Annotated in this window: 14 protein-coding genes and 1 tRNA gene; 4 read left to right on the top strand and 11 right to left on the bottom strand. The window is 75.4% G+C overall.

Annotation, left to right across the window (positions count from 1 at the left end; genetic code table 11):
• Nucleotides 1-34: 34 nt before the first annotated feature.
• Nucleotides 35-2,302: a serine/threonine-protein kinase gene (locus AC3WT4_RS15720; RefSeq protein ID WP_492315876.1), complete on the top strand. Its 2,268-nt coding sequence runs from the start codon at nt 35-37 to the stop codon at nt 2,300-2,302.
• Nucleotides 2,303-2,370: 68 nt separating this feature from the next.
• Here AC3WT4_RS15720 and AC3WT4_RS15715 read toward each other — a convergent pair whose 3' ends face one another.
• From AC3WT4_RS15715 to AC3WT4_RS15685, 7 genes are all read right to left on the bottom strand, one after another.
• Nucleotides 2,371-2,853 (bottom strand): hemerythrin domain-containing protein, encoded by a 483-nt coding sequence (locus AC3WT4_RS15715; RefSeq protein WP_492315875.1) that lies wholly within the window; start codon nt 2,851-2,853, stop codon nt 2,371-2,373.
• A gap of 261 nt (nt 2,854-3,114) precedes the next feature.
• Nucleotides 3,115-3,912: an amino acid ABC transporter ATP-binding protein gene (locus AC3WT4_RS15710; RefSeq protein ID WP_108047417.1), complete on the bottom strand. Its 798-nt coding sequence runs from the start codon at nt 3,910-3,912 to the stop codon at nt 3,115-3,117.
• Nucleotides 3,909-4,838: an amino acid ABC transporter permease gene (locus AC3WT4_RS15705; protein WP_051876628.1), complete on the bottom strand. Its 930-nt coding sequence runs from the start codon at nt 4,836-4,838 to the stop codon at nt 3,909-3,911. Before AC3WT4_RS15705 ends, AC3WT4_RS15710 begins: the two co-directional genes overlap by 4 nt.
• A gap of 7 nt (nt 4,839-4,845) precedes the next feature.
• Nucleotides 4,846-5,727 (bottom strand): ABC transporter substrate-binding protein, encoded by an 882-nt coding sequence (locus tag AC3WT4_RS15700; RefSeq protein WP_074809105.1) that lies wholly within the window; start codon nt 5,725-5,727, stop codon nt 4,846-4,848.
• A 199-nt stretch (nt 5,728-5,926) separates the two neighbouring features.
• Nucleotides 5,927-6,000, bottom strand: a tRNA-Met gene (locus tag AC3WT4_RS15695).
• A 62-nt stretch (nt 6,001-6,062) separates the two neighbouring features.
• A complete protein-coding gene (locus tag AC3WT4_RS15690; RefSeq protein WP_492315874.1) occupies nt 6,063-7,115 on the bottom strand; it encodes an aldose 1-epimerase in 1,053 nt (350 codons plus the stop codon).
• Between the two features lie 131 nt (nt 7,116-7,246).
• Nucleotides 7,247-10,306, bottom strand: coding sequence for a UPF0182 family membrane protein (locus tag AC3WT4_RS15685; RefSeq protein WP_257418479.1), 3,060 nt, complete (start codon nt 10,304-10,306; stop codon nt 7,247-7,249).
• A 163-nt stretch (nt 10,307-10,469) separates the two neighbouring features.
• On the opposite strand from AC3WT4_RS15685, the gene AC3WT4_RS15680 reads away from it, so the two are divergent.
• On the top strand, nt 10,470-11,099 hold the full coding sequence (locus AC3WT4_RS15680) for a PPA1309 family protein (protein WP_228087919.1): 630 nt from the start codon (nt 10,470-10,472) through the stop codon (nt 11,097-11,099).
• Nucleotides 11,100-11,114: 15 nt separating this feature from the next.
• On the opposite strand, the gene AC3WT4_RS15675 is transcribed toward AC3WT4_RS15680, so the two are convergent.
• Nucleotides 11,115-12,224 (bottom strand): YlbL family protein, encoded by a 1,110-nt coding sequence (locus tag AC3WT4_RS15675; RefSeq protein ID WP_492315873.1) that lies wholly within the window; start codon nt 12,222-12,224, stop codon nt 11,115-11,117.
• A gap of 68 nt (nt 12,225-12,292) precedes the next feature.
• A complete protein-coding gene (locus AC3WT4_RS15670; RefSeq protein WP_492315872.1) occupies nt 12,293-13,405 on the bottom strand; it encodes an NAD-dependent epimerase/dehydratase family protein in 1,113 nt (370 codons plus the stop codon).
• 69 nt (nt 13,406-13,474) lie between these two features.
• Between AC3WT4_RS15670 and AC3WT4_RS15665 the strand changes: the two genes are divergently transcribed.
• Nucleotides 13,475-15,061, top strand: a complete 1,587-nt coding sequence (locus tag AC3WT4_RS15665; RefSeq protein WP_492315871.1) for a zinc-dependent metalloprotease — start codon at nt 13,475-13,477, stop codon at nt 15,059-15,061.
• Nucleotides 15,062-15,077: 16 nt separating this feature from the next.
• Here the strand turns inward: AC3WT4_RS15665 and AC3WT4_RS15660 are convergent, their stop codons facing one another.
• The gene (locus tag AC3WT4_RS15660; RefSeq protein ID WP_400110368.1) at nt 15,078-15,662 is read right to left on the bottom strand and encodes a YgjP-like metallopeptidase domain-containing protein; all 585 of its coding nucleotides are present in this window, start codon (nt 15,660-15,662) and stop codon (nt 15,078-15,080) included.
• 235 nt (nt 15,663-15,897) lie between these two features.
• On the opposite strand from AC3WT4_RS15660, the gene AC3WT4_RS15655 reads away from it, so the two are divergent.
• Nucleotides 15,898-16,998, top strand: coding sequence for a ThiF family adenylyltransferase (locus AC3WT4_RS15655; RefSeq protein WP_492315870.1), 1,101 nt, complete (start codon nt 15,898-15,900; stop codon nt 16,996-16,998).
• Here AC3WT4_RS15655 and AC3WT4_RS15650 read toward each other — a convergent pair.
• The gene (locus AC3WT4_RS15650; protein WP_081600232.1) at nt 16,972-17,403 is read right to left on the bottom strand and encodes a WhiB family transcriptional regulator; all 432 of its coding nucleotides are present in this window, start codon (nt 17,401-17,403) and stop codon (nt 16,972-16,974) included. The two genes, AC3WT4_RS15655 and AC3WT4_RS15650, sit on opposite strands and share 27 nt — an antisense overlap.
• Nucleotides 17,404-17,569 lie beyond the last annotated feature (166 nt).

Genomic DNA, 17,569 nt, shown 5'->3' with positions numbered 1-17,569 from the left:
CGGCCAGGAGCGGCGCGCTTGTAACGTTGCGCCCATGCCCGGCCCCGAGCAGTCCCCCCTCGCGGTGGCGACCGACGACGACACCCGCCTGACCACGCAGGCCCCCGCCGACCACGCCGGGCCGACGTCCGCCGCGCGCGAGGTCTCCGTCCGACGTGCTGCCACACCGGAGGCCGGGCCGGGCCCCGCGCCCCTGCCCCGCCGGCCCGTCCGCCAGGTGCCGGCGAGCGGTGACCGCAAGGGCCCGTTCACCCTCGCCGACGTGCTCGGGCACGGCGGGTTCGCGCACGTCTACCGCGCGACGGACGCGGACGGCGCGGAGGTCGCCGTGAAGGTGCTCACGGGTCTCCAGGAGGGTTCCCGCGAGCGCTTCACGCAGGAGGCGAGGCTGCTGCAGGCCGTGGGCGGGCGCGGCTTCCCCGCGTTCGTGCGCTCGGGCCTGGACGACGACCAGCCGTGGTTCGCCATGGAGCTGGTCCCCGGCGCCACGCTGCGCGAGCAGGTCCGCGCGTCGGGCCCGCTGGACGGACGGCAGGCGCTGCGGCTGGCGTCGCACGTCGCGGAGGCCCTGCTCGTGCTGCAGGAGCAGCACTGCGTGCACCGCGACCTGAAGCCCGCCAACATCATGGTCGACGGCGACCGGGCGGTCCTCATCGACCTCGGCATCGCCAAGCTGTTCGACACGGCGACGTCCACCCAGCCGGTCGGGACGCTCGCGTACATGGCGCCGGAGCTGTTCGCCCGCCGCGTGCACCCCCGGTCGGACGTGTACGCGCTCGGTCTGCTCCTGATCTTCGCCACCACGGGAGTCGTGCCGGCGGACCTCAACTTCCTCGGCCGCGACCTCGAGGCCGACGACCTCGTGCGGGAGGTCCCGGACGACCTGGTCGGGGTGCCGGCCGGGACGGAACCGGCCCCGTCCCCCGCCGAGCTGCCCGAGATCGACCCCCACCTGCAGGACCTGATCCTGTCGATGACCCGCTACCAGCCGAACCACCGCCCCGCGCTCGAGAGCGTCGTCGCGGTGCTGCGCGCCCGGCTCGCCGGTGAGGCCGCCGACGACACCCTGCTCGTCACGTCACGGATCGTGGCCGACGGCGCCACCGCGGCCGAGCGCGCGCTGGGCCCGGTCGCCGGGCTGGCCGCCGCCACCGGCGCACCCGTCCGGGCCGAGCGGGCGGCGCAGGTCCCGTCGGTCGGCAGGGCGGCCGACGCCGCCCGCGTCCGGGAGCCGTGGCACGCCCTGGTCTACGACGCGACGCTGATGAGCGTGCTGGCCGAGGTGCACGGCGACGGGTTCGACGGCGCGGCCGCCGAGGTCATCGCCGACCACGTCGCGAGCATCGGCGCCCACGTGGCCGACGGCCGGACCCCGGCGGAGCTCAAGGACTGGCTCTGGCAGGCGATGCGGTGGCAGGCCGCGGCACCGCCCGCGGGGCACGCCGACACCCTGCGCGGGTGGCGCGAGTACCGCCGCCCGACGCCCCCGATGCTGCTCGTGCCAAGCTCCGGCGCCGAGCCCGCGGCCCGGGCCGCGCGGGCGCGGGCGGACGGCCCCGTCCCCGTGCCGGCGTCCGCCTCCCCGGACCCGCGTCCCTGGCCGGTGCCCGTGCAGCGCGTCTCCACGCTGGGCCGCGGTCCGTCGGCGCTGCCCCGGCCGGAGCCGGTCCCGCCCGCTGTCGGGCGGACCCGCGTCATGGACTCCCCCGACCTCGTCGCCACGCAGGTCGGCCGGCCGGTCCCGCCGTCGGTCCCGCCGCGCCGGAGCCCCGTCCAGCACCTCGGCCCGACGCCGTCGTCGCCCTCCGCGCGTCCGGGGTCCGCCCGGCCACGGATCGCCGGCGCGGCGGTCACGAGCACCCCGGCCCCGCGCGCCGCCGGCCCGTCCGCGGCCACGACGGCGCCGCACGAGGAGGCGGCCCCGGCGTCCGCCACGCGGTCCGCACGGCCCGTCCGACCTGCCGCGTCGTCGTCCCGGGACCGCTCCCGGGTCGGCGGCGCGCTCCTGCGGGCTCTTCCGCGCGTCCTCGCGGTCCTGGCGGTCCTGCGCACGCTGTGGCTCGTGCCCGACGGCGCGGCCCGCCAGAGCCAACCGTTCGTCCCCCTGCCGCCCCAGCTCCTGGAGACCCTGCGCGTCTCGGTCGACCTGGCCCCGCTCGTCGACGGTCCCGTGCTCGCCCTGGCGGCGCTCGCGGTGGCCGTGGTGCTGCGTGTCACCGGGCAGCGCACGTGGACGTGGCCGTACGTCCTCGTCGCCTGCGCGTCGGTCGCTGCCACGGTCGTGCTCGTGCTGCGAGGCTGACCGGGGTCCGGGCCGGCCCGGGCGGCGCCGCGCGGTGCCGCCCCACCGCGATCTCGGAGCGCGTGGGCTCAGAGCGGCCCGAGCACGTCGTCGCGCGGCGCCCTGAGGTCGAGCGCCGCGAGGACGCCCCCGAGCGCGCGCTCCTCGTACCGGAAGTGCGACTCCATGATCGCGCCCACCCCGTCCAGGTGACGCACGACGGCGTCCCGCGACGCGACGCGGTCCGTCGCCCGGTCGAGCGCGTGCTCGAGGTCGGCGACGAGGTACGCGATCATCCCGTGGTCCTGGCGCAGACGCCGCAGGACGTCGGCGAGGTCGGGGTGACGCCGCTCGAGCTCGGGGAAGAGCACCGCGTCCTCGGCGGTGTGGTGCCGGGTCAGCGCGGTGCAGAAGCCCCGGCAGTACACCAGCAGGTCGGCGACCGGATCGGCCGGGTCCGGGTCGTCGTGGGCCGTGTCCCGTACCAGCTCCAGCGCGCGTCGCAGCCGGCCGTGCACCGCCTGCATCTCGTCGTACCAGGCCTCGAGCCTGACCTTCTCGCCCTCACCCACCGGTGAGGAACGAGGAAAGGGTCCGTGACGTCACGGCTCCCCCTTCCGGGTTCGGCGCCTCCATGCCTGACGCGGTCCGCCACCGGCACGCGACGCTGGGCGCGAACCTACCAGCAGGATCGCCGGGTCGTCCTGCGTCGCGCCGTCGGACGAGAACGACCTCACGCGCCGTCGAGCACGACGTCGCCGTCGTCCCGGGCGTCAGGACGACGGCAGCCTCGTGCTGGGCGCGGTCCCGAGGGCGCGGTCCCGAGGGCGCGGTCAGGCGTGCAGACGGCGCAGGAACGCGCGGGTCCGCTCGCGCTGCGGGTCGCCGAGCACCTGCTCGGGCGTGCCGCGCTCGTGGACGCGGCCCTCGTGGAGGAAGCAGACCTCGTCGGCGACGCGGCGCGCGAACCCCATCTCGTGCGTCGCGACGAGCATCGTGCGGCCCTCCGCGCGCAGCTCGGCGAGCAGGTCGAGCACCTCGCCCACGAGCTCGGGGTCGAGCGCGGACGTCACCTCGTCGAGCAGGAGCAGCTCGGGACCGTTGACGAGGGCGCGCGCGATCGCCGCGCGCTGCTGCTCGCCGCCCGAGAGCTGGTCGGGATAGGACGTCACCTTGTGCCCGAGCCCGACGCGGCCCAGCATCTCGACCGCCGCCGCCTCCGCCTCGTCGCGCGAGCGCCGGTGCACGAGCCGGGGCGCGAGGGTCACGTTGTCGAGCACCGTGAGGTGCGGGAAGAGGTTGTACGCCTGGAAGACCATGCCCATGCGGGCGCGGACCCGGTTGGCGTCGAGGCGCGGGTCGGCGACGTCCTCGCCGTCGAGCAGGATCTGGCCGTCGTCGACCTCGTCGAGCAGGTTGACGACGCGCAGCAGCGTCGACTTGCCCGAGCCGGACGACCCGACGAGCACGACGCACCGGTGCGCGTCGACGTCGAGGTCGATGCCGTCGAGCACGACCCGCCGCCCGCCCGGGGCGCCCGTGGCCGGGTACGTCTTGCGCACGCCCCGCAGAGACAGCAGATGACGCCCGTCCCGGGGGCTCGTGCCGGTCGGCGTCGCCGAGGCGCTCATCGGATGTCCCCCGCCCCGCTCACCGTCGCGAGCGACCGGCCCCAGCCGCGACGCGCCTGGTACGCGTCGACCGCGCGCGTCAGCGGGAACGACACGAGGAAGAACAGGATCCCCGCGACGACGTAGGGCGTGAAGTTGTAGCTGCCCGTCGTCGCGATCTGCGCGGCGCGGATCGCGTCGACGGCGCCGAGGACGGAGATGAGGCCCGAGTCCTTCTGCAGCGAGACGAGGTTGTTCGCGAGCGGCGCGGTGACGTTCCGCACCGCCTGGGGCAGCACGACCCGGCGCGTCGTCTGGGCCCGCGTGAGGCCGAGCGAGCGCGCCGCCGCGACCTGCGACGGGTGCACCGACTCGATCCCCGCCCGGAACACCTCCGCCAGGTACGCGGTGTACGTGAGGACGATCGCGAGCGCCCCGAGGAACGCGCCCGACGTCGGCAACCACTCCAGCCGCAGCGCCGGCAGCCCGAACCCGACGAGCAGCAGCACGAGCAGGAGCGGCACGCCGCGGAACAGGTCGACGTACACCGTCGCGAAGGCCCGCAGCGGGAACAGCGCCGGGATGCGGCTCGTTCGCGCGACCGCGAGGCCGAGGCCGAGCACCGTCCCGACGACGCCCGCGACGACCCACACGCGCAGGTTGAGCCACAGGCCCTCGAGGATCGCGGGCAGCGACTCCCACGCCATCGCCGGGTCGAAGAACGCGGTCCGCGCCCGCTCCCAGCCCGGCGCGTTGACGACGACGAGCACGACCGCCGCGACGACGAGCACCGTGCTCACGAGCGCGACGAGGAGCGAGCGACGCCGCTGCGCGCGCCGGAACGCGGCGCGGTCGAGCGCGAGCGGCGACGGCGACCACGCGGCAGCCGGCACGGCGTCGGGCGACCCGACGCGCCCGGGCGGGCGCGCGTCGTCGGGCACGGTCATGGCCGGGTCACTGGAGGACGGGGATGTCGTCCGACTTGAGCCACGTCGTGCGCAGCTCGGCGAGCGTGCCGTCCGCCTCCAGGTCGTCGACGGCCTGCGACACGCAGCCCGTGAGCTCCGAGCCGAGGTCGAGCACGAGGCCGTACTGCTCGACGACGCCCTCGTCGGGCAGGGTGCCGATGACGACGGAGTCCGGGAAGTACTCGGTCGAGGCGGCGACGCCCTGGTCGACGTCCATGACCATCGCGTCGATCGTGCCGGACTGCAGCGCCTGCATGCCGTCGCCCGCGGCGCTGTACGGCGAGATGTCGGCGTCCTCGCCCCACGCGGCCTCGGCGAGCGTGAGGCTCGTCTGGGCGGCGGTGACCCCGATGCGCGCGCCGTCGAGCTCGGCCAGCGTCGTCGCGCCCGCGTACGGGCCGTCCTCCATGACGATGACGCCCTGGCGCGTCGTGAGGTACGGGCTCGAGAAGTCGACGGCCTGCTTGCGCTCGTCCGTGATCGACGTCTGGTAAGCCGCCACGTCGAACGGCTTCACGGCCGGGCTGATGATCTGCTCGAACGTCACGGTCTCCCACACGACGTCGTCGGCCGCGTAGCCCAGGCGGTCCGCGACGGCGTAGATGAGCGCCGACTCGAAGCCCTCGCCCGAGTCCTGCTCCCCCACGTACCACGGGGAGTACGGCTCGCCGGCGCCGACGGTCAGCACGCCGTCGGTGAGCGTCGGGAGCGCACCCGGCTCGCACTGCGCGGCGTCACCCGACGCGCTCTCGCTCGGGCTCGCGGCGTCGCCGCCGTCGTCGGCACCCGACGAACAGGCCGCCAGCGTGAGCGCGGCGACCGCCGTGACGGCGGTCAGGACGGCGGGACGGGGACGCAGACGGCGCATGGTGACCTTCCGGGTGTCGGGCGCCCGCGGGAGTGGTGGGCGCCGGCCACTGACGATAACGCCGGGCCGTGGGCCGTGGCTTCCCCCGCCCGCGCCTCGGCCGGGTGGGGCGCGTCACAGCACGGAGACACTGACCGTGCACGGGACAAAGCGAGAGGCCCTCGGTCAGCATGTCTGCTGACCGAGGGCCTCTCAGGAGTAGCGGGGGCAGGATTTGAACCTGCGACCTCTGGGTTATGAGCCCAGCGAGCTACCGAGCTGCTCCACCCCGCGTCGGTGATCACTACTCTACGTGAGGTTCCGGACCAGGCCAAATCGGGTGGACGAGACGTGGGTCACGCCAGGACCTCGACCCCGAACGCGAACTCCCGGACGGCCCCCGGCTCGAGCCGCACGTCGGCGGCGCAGTCGGGACGGTTGAACGCGTCGGTCAGCGTCTCCACCGGCTCGACGGCGATCGCCGCGCGGCCGCGCCGCGCCAGACCGTCGCCCGTGTAGACGTGCACGAGGCCGCGCTCCTGCCAGACGGCGAGCCCCTGCCCCGTGGCGGGGTCGCGCACGACCGTGCGCGCGCGGCCGTCGGCGTCGACCCGGAGGTCGGCGAACGCGTGGTCGAGGCTCGCGCCCGCGAGCGGGAGCGGACCGACGCCGTCGATCGCCCCGAACGCGGCCTCTCCCGCGAGCGGGAGCATGCCGGCGTCGGTCACGACGGCGCGACGGGCCGGCACGGTGAGCTCCAGCGCGTCGACCGTGCCGTGCCCGGGGACCCGGAGGTAGGGGTGCCAGCCGAGCGAGACGGGGGCCGCCGTCGTCCCGACGTTGCGGGCGCGCAGCATGACGTCGAGGGAGCCGGCGCCGAGGACGTACCGGACCTCCAGCACGAGCGCGAACGGGTAGCCCGCGTGCGCGTCGGCGTGGACGACCGTCCGGAGCGTCACGGACTCCCGCTCTGCCCCGTCGACGACCGCCGCGTCGCGCGCGGCGACCTCGCTCTCCCCCGCGCCCTCGACGACCGTCCAGTCGAGCGTGCGCGCGAACCCGTGCATGGTGAGCGGCTCCCACGGGAGCACCGGGGGCACGTGGTGCCGGACGCCGTCGAACACGTACTCCCCGCCCGCGAGGCGGTTGACGAACGGCGCCATGAGCGCCGACCGTGCGGCGTCGTGCGCGGCGACCTCCGCCTCGTCGGCGTACCCGTCGACGAGGTCCTCGACGCGCTCGACGCCGTCGGCGCCGCGCCAGGGGGCCCGCCACGCGAGGACGGCCGCGCCCCGCAGCGCGACCACGAGCTCGGCGCCGGACGTGTGGTGCAGCCGCACCGCCAGCACGGTCGTGGTGTCGTCGCCCGCCGCGCTGAAAGCGTTGCTGCAAACCGTTGCAGAAGTCACGAGGAGCGATCCTCCCGCTCGGGGCGGGAAATGACAACTCCGTCCCGGCAGCCGCAGACGACGGACGGGCGGGGACACCCGCTGGTGTCCCCGCCCGTCCGTGGCGGTGCGTCGCTCGCGCGACGGGTGCGTCAGCCCGCCGACGACTCCGTGTCGAGCGCCTGCTCGGCCGCGAGGGCCGACTCGAGCGCCTGCTGGAGGCGGTCCTGCGCCTCGCCGTAGGCCGCGAAGTCGCCCTCGGCGAGCGCCGCCTGGCCGTCCTCGATGGCCTGCTGCGCCTGGCGCAGCGCCTGGTCGAGCTCGGCGCGCGCGCCGCCGTCGACCGTGCCGCCGTCGGCCGGCGGGGCCGGCTCCTCGGTGGCCGGGGGCTCGGTGCCGGGGTCCGTCGTGCCCGGGTCGGTCGTGCCCGCGTCCGGCGACTCGCCGTCGGCCGGCTGGTCCGGGACCTCGGTCTCGACGCCGCCGTCCGCGTCGCCGGCGTTCGCGCCCGAGTCGCCGCCGAACACCTGGTCCAGCGCCTCGTCGAGCGTGTCGGCGAAGCCGATCTCGTCGCCGAAGGAGACGAGCACCTTGCGCAGCAGCGGGAACCGCGTGCCCTCGGTCGACTGGACGTACACCGGCTGGACGTAGAGCAGGCCACCACCGACCGGCAGCGTCAGCAGGTTGCCGTTGATGACCGTCGAGTCACCGCGGCGCAGCGCCAGCAGGCCGTCGGCCGCCGTCGGGTCGGTGTTGAAGTTGTTCTGCACCTGCCCCGGACCGGGCACCGTCGCGTTGCGCGGCAGCTCGAGGAGCCGCAGCGTGCCGTAGTCCTCCGACCGCACGCCCGCCTCGCTGCCCGGTTCCGCGTCCACCGCGAGGAAGCCGGTGAGGATGTTGCGGTCCGAGCCACCGCCCGGGATGTACGTCGACATGAGCGAGAAGGTCGGCGCCTCCTGGCTCGGCATCTGCAGCGTGAGGTAGTACGGCGGCTGGAGCGGCTTGACGTTGCCGCTCGCCGTCGGGTCCTCCGGGCTGCGCCAGAAGTCCTGGCCCGAGAAGAACTCGTTCGCGTCGTCCACGTGGTAGCTCGCGAGGAGCGTGCGCTGCACCTTGAACAGGTCCTCGGGGTAGCGCAGGTGGCTCATGAGGTCGCCCGAGATCTCGGACAGCGGCTGCACGGAGCTCGGGAAGACGTTCGACCACGCCTGGAGGACCGGGTCCTCCGTGTCCCACGCGTACAGGTCGACCGAGCCGTCGTACGCGTCGACGGTCGCCTTGACCGAGTTGCGGATGTAGTTCACCTGCTGCGGGGCGAGCGCCTCGACCGAGTTGGCCGCGACGAGCGAGTCGCGCGTCGAGTCCTCGAGCGACTCCGACGTGGAGTACGGGTAGGCGTTCGACGTCGTGTAGCCGTCCACGATCCACTTCACGCGGCCGTCGACGACCGCGGGGTACACGCGCCCGTCGAGCGTGAGGTACGGCGCGACCTTCGCGACGCGGTCGCGCGGGCTGCGGTCGTAGAGGATCTGCGACTCGTCCGTGACCCGGTCGGAGAACAGGATCTGCTCGGACCCGAACTTCAGCGCGTAGAGCACCTTGTTGACGAACGACCCGACGCTCGGCCCGGCCTCGATCTCGTCCGTGGGGAACGTGTTGTTGACCTGGCCGCCCGCGTCGTCCACCGGGTAGTCGAGCTCCCACGGCTCACGACCCTCGGGCGCGCCGACGATCGAGTACTCGGGCGCCTCGGGCGAGAAGTAGATGCGCGGCTCGTAGCCGCCCGCGTCCGTGAAGGCGCCCGTCGACGGGATCGAGCCCTCGTAGAACGCCGGCCGGCCGTCGGGGCCGATCTGGTTGCCGTACGCCGCCACGACGCCGAAGCCGTGCGTGTAGACCGTGTGGTCGTTGACCCAGTTGCGCTGGTCGGCACCGAGGCCGTCCTGGTTGAGCTCGCGCACGGCGATGACCGTGTCGCGGCTCTCGTCGTCGATCTTGTAGCGGTCCACCGACAGCGAGCTCGAGAACTGGTAGTACTGCTTGTTCTGCTGGAGCTGGCTGAACGACGGGCTGACGATCTCCGGGTCCAGGAGGCGGATCGACGCCGTCGTGTCCGCGTCCTCGCGCAGCGCGCCGGCCTCGGCCTCCGTCTTGGCGTTGTACTGCTCGGTCTCGACGTCGTCGATGCCGTAGGCGGCCTTCGTCGCGTCGATGTTGCGCTGGATGTACTCCTCCTCGAAGTCCTGCGCGTTCGGCGTGACCTGGAAGCGCTGGACGACGGCCGGGTAGATCCCGCCGATCGCGATGGCCGAGACCACCATGAGGCCCACGCCGATGGCGGGCAGGCGCCAGTTGCCGCGCACCGCGGTCACGACGAACAGGGCCGCGACGAAGAGCGCGACGACCGTGAGGATCGCCTTGGACGGGATCACGGCGTGCACGTCCGCGTACGACGCGCCGTCGAACTTCGCGCCGCCCGAGGTGAGGATCGAGTACCGGTCGAGCCAGTAGTTCGCGCCGATGAGGACGAGCAGCAGCGCGGCGATCACCGAGAGCTGGACGCGCGCGGCGGTCGTCGTGCGGGGGCCCGCGTCGGAGCCGCCACCGATCCGCAGGCCGCCGTAGAGGTAGTGCGTCGCGACCGCGGCGATGCCCGCGATGATGACGACCGCCATGAGGAAGCTCACGACGAACCGGAGGGCGGGCAGCGTGAACACGTAGAAGGACAGGTCGATGCCCCACTGCGGGTCCGTCGTGCCGAACGGGACCGAGTTCAGCGCCAGGAGGACCGTCTGCCACTGCGAGGACGCCGCCGCGCCGGCGAAGAAGCCGACGAGCGCCGGGGCCACGATCATGACGACCTTGCGCAGCGGCTCGATCGCCTCGCGGTACTGGTCGAGGGTCGCCTGCTCCGGGGTGGACGGCGCGTAGATGGGCCGCGACCGGTACGCGAGCGAGAACGACAGGAAGACGAGCCCGCCCATGACGAGGAAGCCCGCGACGAACAGGGCGATGCGGGCGCCCCACTGGGTCCACAGGACGTTCGCGAAGTCGAGCTGCTGGAACCACAGCACCTCGGTCCAGAACTGGGCGAGCAGGAGCAGGAGGACGACGAGGGCGCCGACGACGGCGATCGCGATCCCGATCGGGCTCCGGCGCCGGGCGGGCCGCCCCCCGGAGGACGGCCGGCGGGGCGCTGCGGCGAATGACACGGTGGGTATACCTCTTCGGTCGTGGCTCGGGCGTGCACCGGGGTCAACGCCCGGTCCTCCCCCAAGGTTCCCACGGTCCGGCGCCCCGTGGGGGACGGCCGGGCACCCGGCCCGCGGCGGCGCGGGGCGGCGCGGGGCGGCGACGATGAGGGACGATGGGGTCATGCCCCAGCCTGACGACGCCGCCCCCGGTCCCGACGCCACCACCCCCGTGCCCGGACCCGACGCCGGTCCCGACCCGGTCGCGCCCGGCGGTCCCACCCCCCAGCACGCGCTCGCGCTCGCGGTCCACGAGATCGAGACGCACGCGGCCGACGCGGGCTGGGACGTCCCGCCGCGACTCTTCGCGCTCGTCGGGACGGCGGGAGCCCTCGGCGCCGACCCGACGCTCGCCGACCGGCTCCCGCCCGACGTCGTCGCCGCGGCCGAGGCCGACCCGCACCACCTGCTGTCGATCGAGCAGGAGGGCTTCGCCGTGGACGGCGACCTCGAGGACGGGCTCGCCCGCGTCGCGTGGCCGGAGACCGTCGACGGTGCCGCGCTCGTCGTCGAGCGGATCGTGCTGCCGCCGGCCGCCGAGGAGGGCGTCCCCGACGACCCGGACGCCGCGCTCGACTACCTCACGAACCACCCCGACCGGCAGGACGTGCGCCTCGCCGTCGGCGTGCTGCGTGACGGGCCCACGTGGTGCGCCGTCCGGTCGCGCGCCCACGACTCGGCGACCGACGTCGCGGGCGGCCCCGACCTCGTGCCCGGGCTGGTCGAGGCGCTGCGCGCGACGCTCGAGGACTGACGCGCGCGGGCGGCGTCAGCCGCGCGCCTCGCACGTGGGCAGGGAGTCGCCCTCGCCCGCGCCGATCGCCTCCATCGCCGCGCGCGCGTCGGCGAGCGTCGAGACCGCCGCCACGTGCAGGCCGTCGGGCACGTTCCCCACGACCTCGGGGCAGTTGGCCTGCGGGGCGAGGAACCACGTCGCGCCGTCGCGCAGCGCGCCGTAGAGCTTCTGCTGGATGCCGCCGATCGGACCCACGGCGCCCTCGACGCTCATGGTGCCCGTGCCCGCGATGACGACGCCGTTCGCCTCGTCCTCGGGCGTGAGCTGGTCGACGATCCCGAGCGCGAACATGGTGCCCGCGCTCGGGCCGCCGATGTCCTCGATCTGGATCTCGACGTCCACCGGGAAGTCGAACGCCGGGTCGATGAACACGCCGAGCAGCGCGGTGTCGCCGCCGTCCGTCGTCGCGACCGTGAGGTCCGTCTCCGCGCCGTCGCGCTGCACGCGCAGCGTCACGTCGTCGCCCGGGTCGACCGCGGCGAGGCCGTCGATCAGGTCCTGGTACGTCCGCACGGGTGTGCCGTCGAGCGCCACGATGACGTCGCCCGGCTCGACGACGCCGTCGGACCCGCTGTCCGGCACCGTGCCCTCGACCGTGAGCGTCGCGGGCACGTCGTACCCCAGCTCGGTGAGCGCGGCGACCGTCGCGTTCTCCTGCGAGCTGATCATCTCCGCCTGGCCCTGCTGCTCGGTCTCCTCCTTGGTGCGGCCCGTCGGGAAGACCTCCTCGACCGGGCGCACGCTGCGCGACCGGTCGAACCACCCCTGCACCACCTGGCCGAGGTTCACCGGGTAGCCCGGGCCGCCGGCGACGGACACGGTCGTCAGGAGCAGCTCGCCCGTCGAGTCGTAGGTCTCGGCGCCGGTGATCGAGATGAGGGGCGTGCCGTCCTGCTGGCCGAGCGTGTCCTCCGTCGGGCCCGGCGACCGCACCGCGTACGGCGCGGGCAGGATCGCGAGGCCCGCGACGAGCAGGGTCGTCGCGAGCAGGGAGATGCCGAACGTCAGCGACCGCCGGGTCACGGGCGGCGGGTCGTGCTCGTCCTCGGCGAGGAGGGCGTCGAAGGAGGGGGCGTCGCTCACCGGGACATCATCCCCGAGTTTGCTGGGATCTCCCTGCCGACGACGTGGACGCCACCCGGGAGTCGCCCCTACGGGCGGCGCGAGCGGGCCTGCCGCCAGACGGCGGCCGTGCCCAGGACCGCGACGGCCGCCCCCGCCGCGCCGAGCGCCGCGGCGTCCCGACCACCGAACCGGCGACCGCCGACGCCCGTGCGGCCGCGCACCTCGGCGAGGAGCACCTCGAGCGCCGCGGCGCCCGACCACTCCGGCCGCCACCCGGCGTCGTGCAGGCGCCGCGCCGAGACCGACCACGGGTGCACGACGAACGCGAGGTCGTTCGCCGGTGACGGCAGCGCACCGACCCGGTGCAGCCGCTCGGCCGTCCCGAACGCCGTCGCGGGCGGGAGCTGCACCGTGCGCATCCCCGCCGCCGCGGCCACGGTCTCCGAGTCGAGCGCGTCGGGCTCGCCGTCGCGCACCGGTCCGGCCGTCAGACCGCCGACGAGGCCCTGGTCCAGCGCGACGCGCACCGCCCCCACCACGTCGTCGACGTGCACGAGCTGCCACGTGCGGCCGCCACCGCGCACCGTGAGCAGGCGCGGGGCCTCGAAGTGCCGCGTGAGCACGGTGTCCACGCCCGGCCCGACGACGACCGCCGGCCGGACGAGCGCGAGCGGCACCCCGCCGAGCGCCTCCCGCAGCGCGTCCTCGAACGCCACGAGGTCGCCCGCGAAGCCGGGCCCGTCGTCGGGGGCCACGGGGTCGTCGTCGTCGATGACGCCCCGCTCGGGCGACGCGCCGTGCACCGCGGCGGACGACACGGCGACGACGTGCTCGATCCCTGCCGCGACCGCCGCCTCCCCCGCGCGACGGCCCAGGAGCGCGAGGCGGGCGCGCTGCTCCGCGTCCGTCCGGGCGCGCGGCGTCCCGAACTCGCCCGCGGGCGCCACCACGACGAGACGTCGCGCCCCGACGGGCCAGACGAGCGCGTCCACGGGCGACGCCTCGGCCGCGCCCAGGCCCGCGCGCACCGCGTCCGCCACCTGCCCGACGCCGACGACCACCACCGGGTCGCGGTCGACGACGTCGTCCGCCGGGGTGGTCGCCGCGCTCGCGGTGGGGTCCTCCCCCGGACCGGCCGGGGGCTCGCCCGTCGTGGGGAGCGCCTCGCTGCGCCGTGAGCGAACCCGGCCCTCGGACATGGCCCAGCCCCCGTTCTCGGCGCTCGATCGTGGTTACGGTGATCACCGACGCTACCGTGAGGAGTCGCCATGAGCAGCCTTCCCCCCGACCGCACGCCCGGACCGGACGACGACACGCCCTTCGACCCGCGGTTCGAGGAGCTGCTCCGCTCGATGCTCGGGCCCGACGCCGACGAGGCGCTGCGCGAGCTGCGCGCCCGCGGGCTCGACCCGCAGGCGCTCGCCGCGGGTGGCGCGGCCGACCCGCAGCTCTTCCAGCACGTCCTCGCGCAGGTCCAGCGCATGCTCTCGACGCCGAGCGACGGCCCGGTGAACACGGACGTCTCGCACGACGTGGCGCGCCAGGTCGCCGTCGCCGAGGGCGACCCGTCGATCTCGCCGGCGCAGCAGCGCGCGGTCACGGAGTCGCTGTCCGTCGCCGAGCTCTGGCTCGACGCCGTCACCGACCTGCCGCCGTCGGGCGGGAAGAGCCAGGCGTGGAGCCGGTCCGAGTGGGTCGAGCACACGCTCCCCGCGTGGAACGAGCTCGTCGCCCCGGTCGCCGCGTCCGTCGCGGACGCGCTCGCCACGGTCCTGCGCGACCAGCTCCCCGAGGGCATGGGGGACGACACCTCCGCCCTGCCGGGCGTGGGGTTCACGCTGCCCGGCCTGCCCGCAGACGCGCTCGGTCTGCCCGCGGGCGACCCGGCCGCGCTCATGCGACGCCTCGGCTCCGCGGTGTTCGGCATGCAGGTGGGCCAGGCGGCCGGGACGCTCTCGCGCGAGGTCTTCGGCGCGACCGACGTCGGGCTGCCGCTGCTCGACCGGCCCGCGACGGTCCTCCTGCCCACGAACGTCGCGGCGTTCGCCGAGGGCCTCGACGCCCCCGCGGAGGAGGTCCGCCTCTTCCTCGCCCTGCGCGAGGCCGCCCACGCGCGCCTGTTCACGCACGTCTCGTGGCTGCGCGGGCACCTGCGCGGGCTCGTCGACGCGTACGCGCGCGGCATCACCATCGACCTCTCGGCGCTCGAGTCCCAGCTCGCCGACGTCGACCTCGCGGACACCGACGCGCTCCAGCGCGCGCTGTCGGGCGGCGTCTTCGGCCTGCAGAACACGCCCGAGCAGCAGGCGACCCTGGCGCGCCTCGAGACGACGCTCGCGCTCGTCGAGGGCTGGGTCGACGAGGTGACCGCCGTCGCCGCGCTCCCCCACCTGCCCCACGCCGTCCCGCTGCGGGAGATGCTGCGCCGTCGTCGTGCGGCGGGCGGGCCCGCGGAGCACACGTTCGCGACGCTCGTCGGCCTCGAGCTGCGCCCCCGGCGCTCGCGCGACGCGGCCGCCCTGTGGGCGCTCATCGCGGCGCAGTCCGGCGCCGGCGCGCGCGACGCCGTGTGGGACCACCCCGACCTGCTGCCCGACGGGACCGACCTCGACGACCCGTCCGGCTACGAGGGGCGGCGCGCCGCGACCCGCGCGGAGGAGGCGGACGTCGACCGCGCGCTCGAGGAGATCTTCCGTGCCGCGGAGGGTTCGCCGAACGCCGGACCGTCGCGCGAGGGCTCCGACGAGGGCGGCGCCCCGGCTGCCGACACGCCGACGGACGGCCCGGCCGCAGACGGACCGACGGAGGACGGCGGGACGGACGACGCGGCCGGCCAGGGCGGCGCGCCGCGCTGACCTGGTCCCCTCCGGGTCAGTTCGCCGTCTCCGCGGGCGGTGCCGTGGTTCCCGCGGCGCCGTCCCCCGGCTCGACGTCCGCGTCGTCCGGCTCGAGGTCCGCGTCCCGCGAGAACGACACGCCCTCCAGGAACCCCCGCGCCCGCTCCGTGCGCGGGTAGGCGTCGAGCAGCTTCCAGAACCCCGGGCCGTGACCGGCGTGGAGCAGGTGCGCGAGCTCGTGCAGGAGCACGTAGTCGAGCACCCAGGACGGCATCCCCCGGACGCGCGTCGAGATGCGGATCGTGCCGTCGATGAGCGTGCACGAGCCCCACCGGCGGTCCTGGTTCCCGGCCCACCGCACGCTCGTGGGCCGCGCGCGGCCGTCCAGGTACTTGTCGGACAGCTCGAGGGCGCGGCGCTCCAGCTCCGCGTCCGACGGCCGCCGCCGACGCTCGGAGTCGGCGAGGCGGTCGAGCATGCGCTGGACCCACTCGCGCTCCTGCGCGCGCGTGAACCGCGCCGGGATCGCGACGATCGTGCGCTCGCCGTCGCGGTAGGCGCTCACCGTGCTCTTGCGTCGGCGGCTGCGCCGAACCTCCACGATCGTCTCCCGGACCACGCCTCAGACCGTAGTGGTTCTCGCCACGAAATGGCAGGGGCGCGCACGGAGTGGCGCGCTCTCCCGCGGAGTTCGGTCGAGCGGACGACGTGGAGACCTGTGGCGACGGCAAAGAGTTCCTCCCCGCCGGACCATCGGGGCGGAGCCTGTGGACAACCGTCGGCGGCTCTCGGGCCCGTGCCAGGCTGACGTCGGGCGTCCGGCCGGACGCCGCACGACGACGGACGGAGGAGCCGTGCAGCGACGACGCGTGCTGCGACCCGAGGCGCCGCTCCTGCGGCGCGGCCCCGGCGAGGTCCAGGTCGGCACCGACCCGCGGTGGTCGGTGCGGCTCACCGGGCTCGACGCGGACGAGGAGCGCTGGCTGCGCGCGCTCGCCGGGCCCGCGCGGCGCGGCGACGCACCCGACGTCCCGGGCTCCCCGGCGCAGCGCACGCGCCGCGCCGCGCTCGTCCGCCTGCTCGACGAGGCGCACCTCCTCGTCACGGCGCGCCGGCGCCGGCCGACGTCGCCCGCCCCGGGGCACGGTGCGGCGGACCTCGCCGTGCTGTCGGCGTTGCTGCCCGACGGCGCGGGGCACCGCGTGCTCGCGGCGCGTGCCCGGGCGACGGTCGCCGTCGTCGGGCTCGGGCGGGTGGGTGCCGCGCTCGCCCTCCACCTCGCGACGGCGGGGGTGGGCGCGCTCGTGCTCGACGACCCGGGCACGGTGCTCACCACGGACGTCGGGGGCGGGGCCTACCGGCTGCGGGACGTCGGGTCGCCGCGCGAGGGTGCGGTGCGGCGGATCGTCGAGGAGGTCGCCCCGGGCGTCGTGACGGCCTCGACCCCGGTCACGCCGGAGGAGGCACGGGCGCCCGCGCCCGACGTCGTCGTCGTGATCGAGCACGGAGCCGCGGACCCGGTCCGGGTCCGGAGGTTGGTGGGTGCGGGGGTCGCGCACCTGTCGGTCGTGGTGCGCGAGGCCGACGTCGTGGTCGGGCCGTTCGTCCGGCCGGGGCTCGACCCGTGCCTGACGTGCGCGGACCTGCACCGCGCGGACGTGGACCCCTGCTGGCCGCAGGTCGCGCGACAGCTGCGCGAGGCGTCCGCGCACCGGGGCGAGGAGACGCTGCTCGCGGCGTCGGCCGCGGCCGTCGCGCTCGGTCAGGTGCTGGCAGCCCTGGACGGGCTGGTGCCCCGCGCAGCCACGGCCGGCATCGAGATTCCTGCTCCCGATGCCGTGCCGCGGCTGCGCGGGTCGAGCCGCCACCCGCGCTGCGGGTGCGGCGAGCTGGCGCGCACGCCCCCGGACGGGGCGCCGCTGCCCATGTCAGGCCGCCGTCGAGGCGCCGACTGACGCCTCGGTCCGTGCGGCCTCCTGGGCCTGGCGCTCGGCCTCGCGGGCGAGCACCTCGGCCTTGCTCGGACGGCCGCGGCCGCGCTTGCGCGCGACCACGACGCCGTCCACGAAGACCTCGCCACCCCAGACGCCCCAGGGCTCGCGGCGCTCGACCGCACCGGCGAGGCAGCCCTCGACGAGCGGGCAGGTGCGGCACAGGGCCTTGGCCTCCTCGACCTCGGCGGTGCGCTCGGCGAACCAGAGCTCCGGGTCGTTGGTGCGGCAGGGCAGCAGGCCCGCGAGAAGGCGGTCGAACTCCGCGGAGTCGTTCTCGCCGAGCGGCGTGGCCAGTGGTTGGTGAGGGACCCAGGGGCCGGATCCCCCCTGAGCGGTGATGTTGTCGAGCAGCGCGGTGAGCCGCACGATGTCCTCCAGTGATGTCCTGTCGTGGGTGTGAACGTCGTCGTCACAGGACCCTGAGGACAGCGGCCCCGTCTCGTGGAGACGGGTGGGGCCGGTGATCCTCATCGGCGGACGTGCTCGGAGAACACGAAGGCCGCGGGTCCTAGAGGGACTCCGCGGCCTGGAA

The organism is Cellulosimicrobium sp. EB106-03-01-XG111, assembly GCF_058792115.1.
This window is presented reverse-complemented; position numbering and strand designations above follow the sequence as displayed.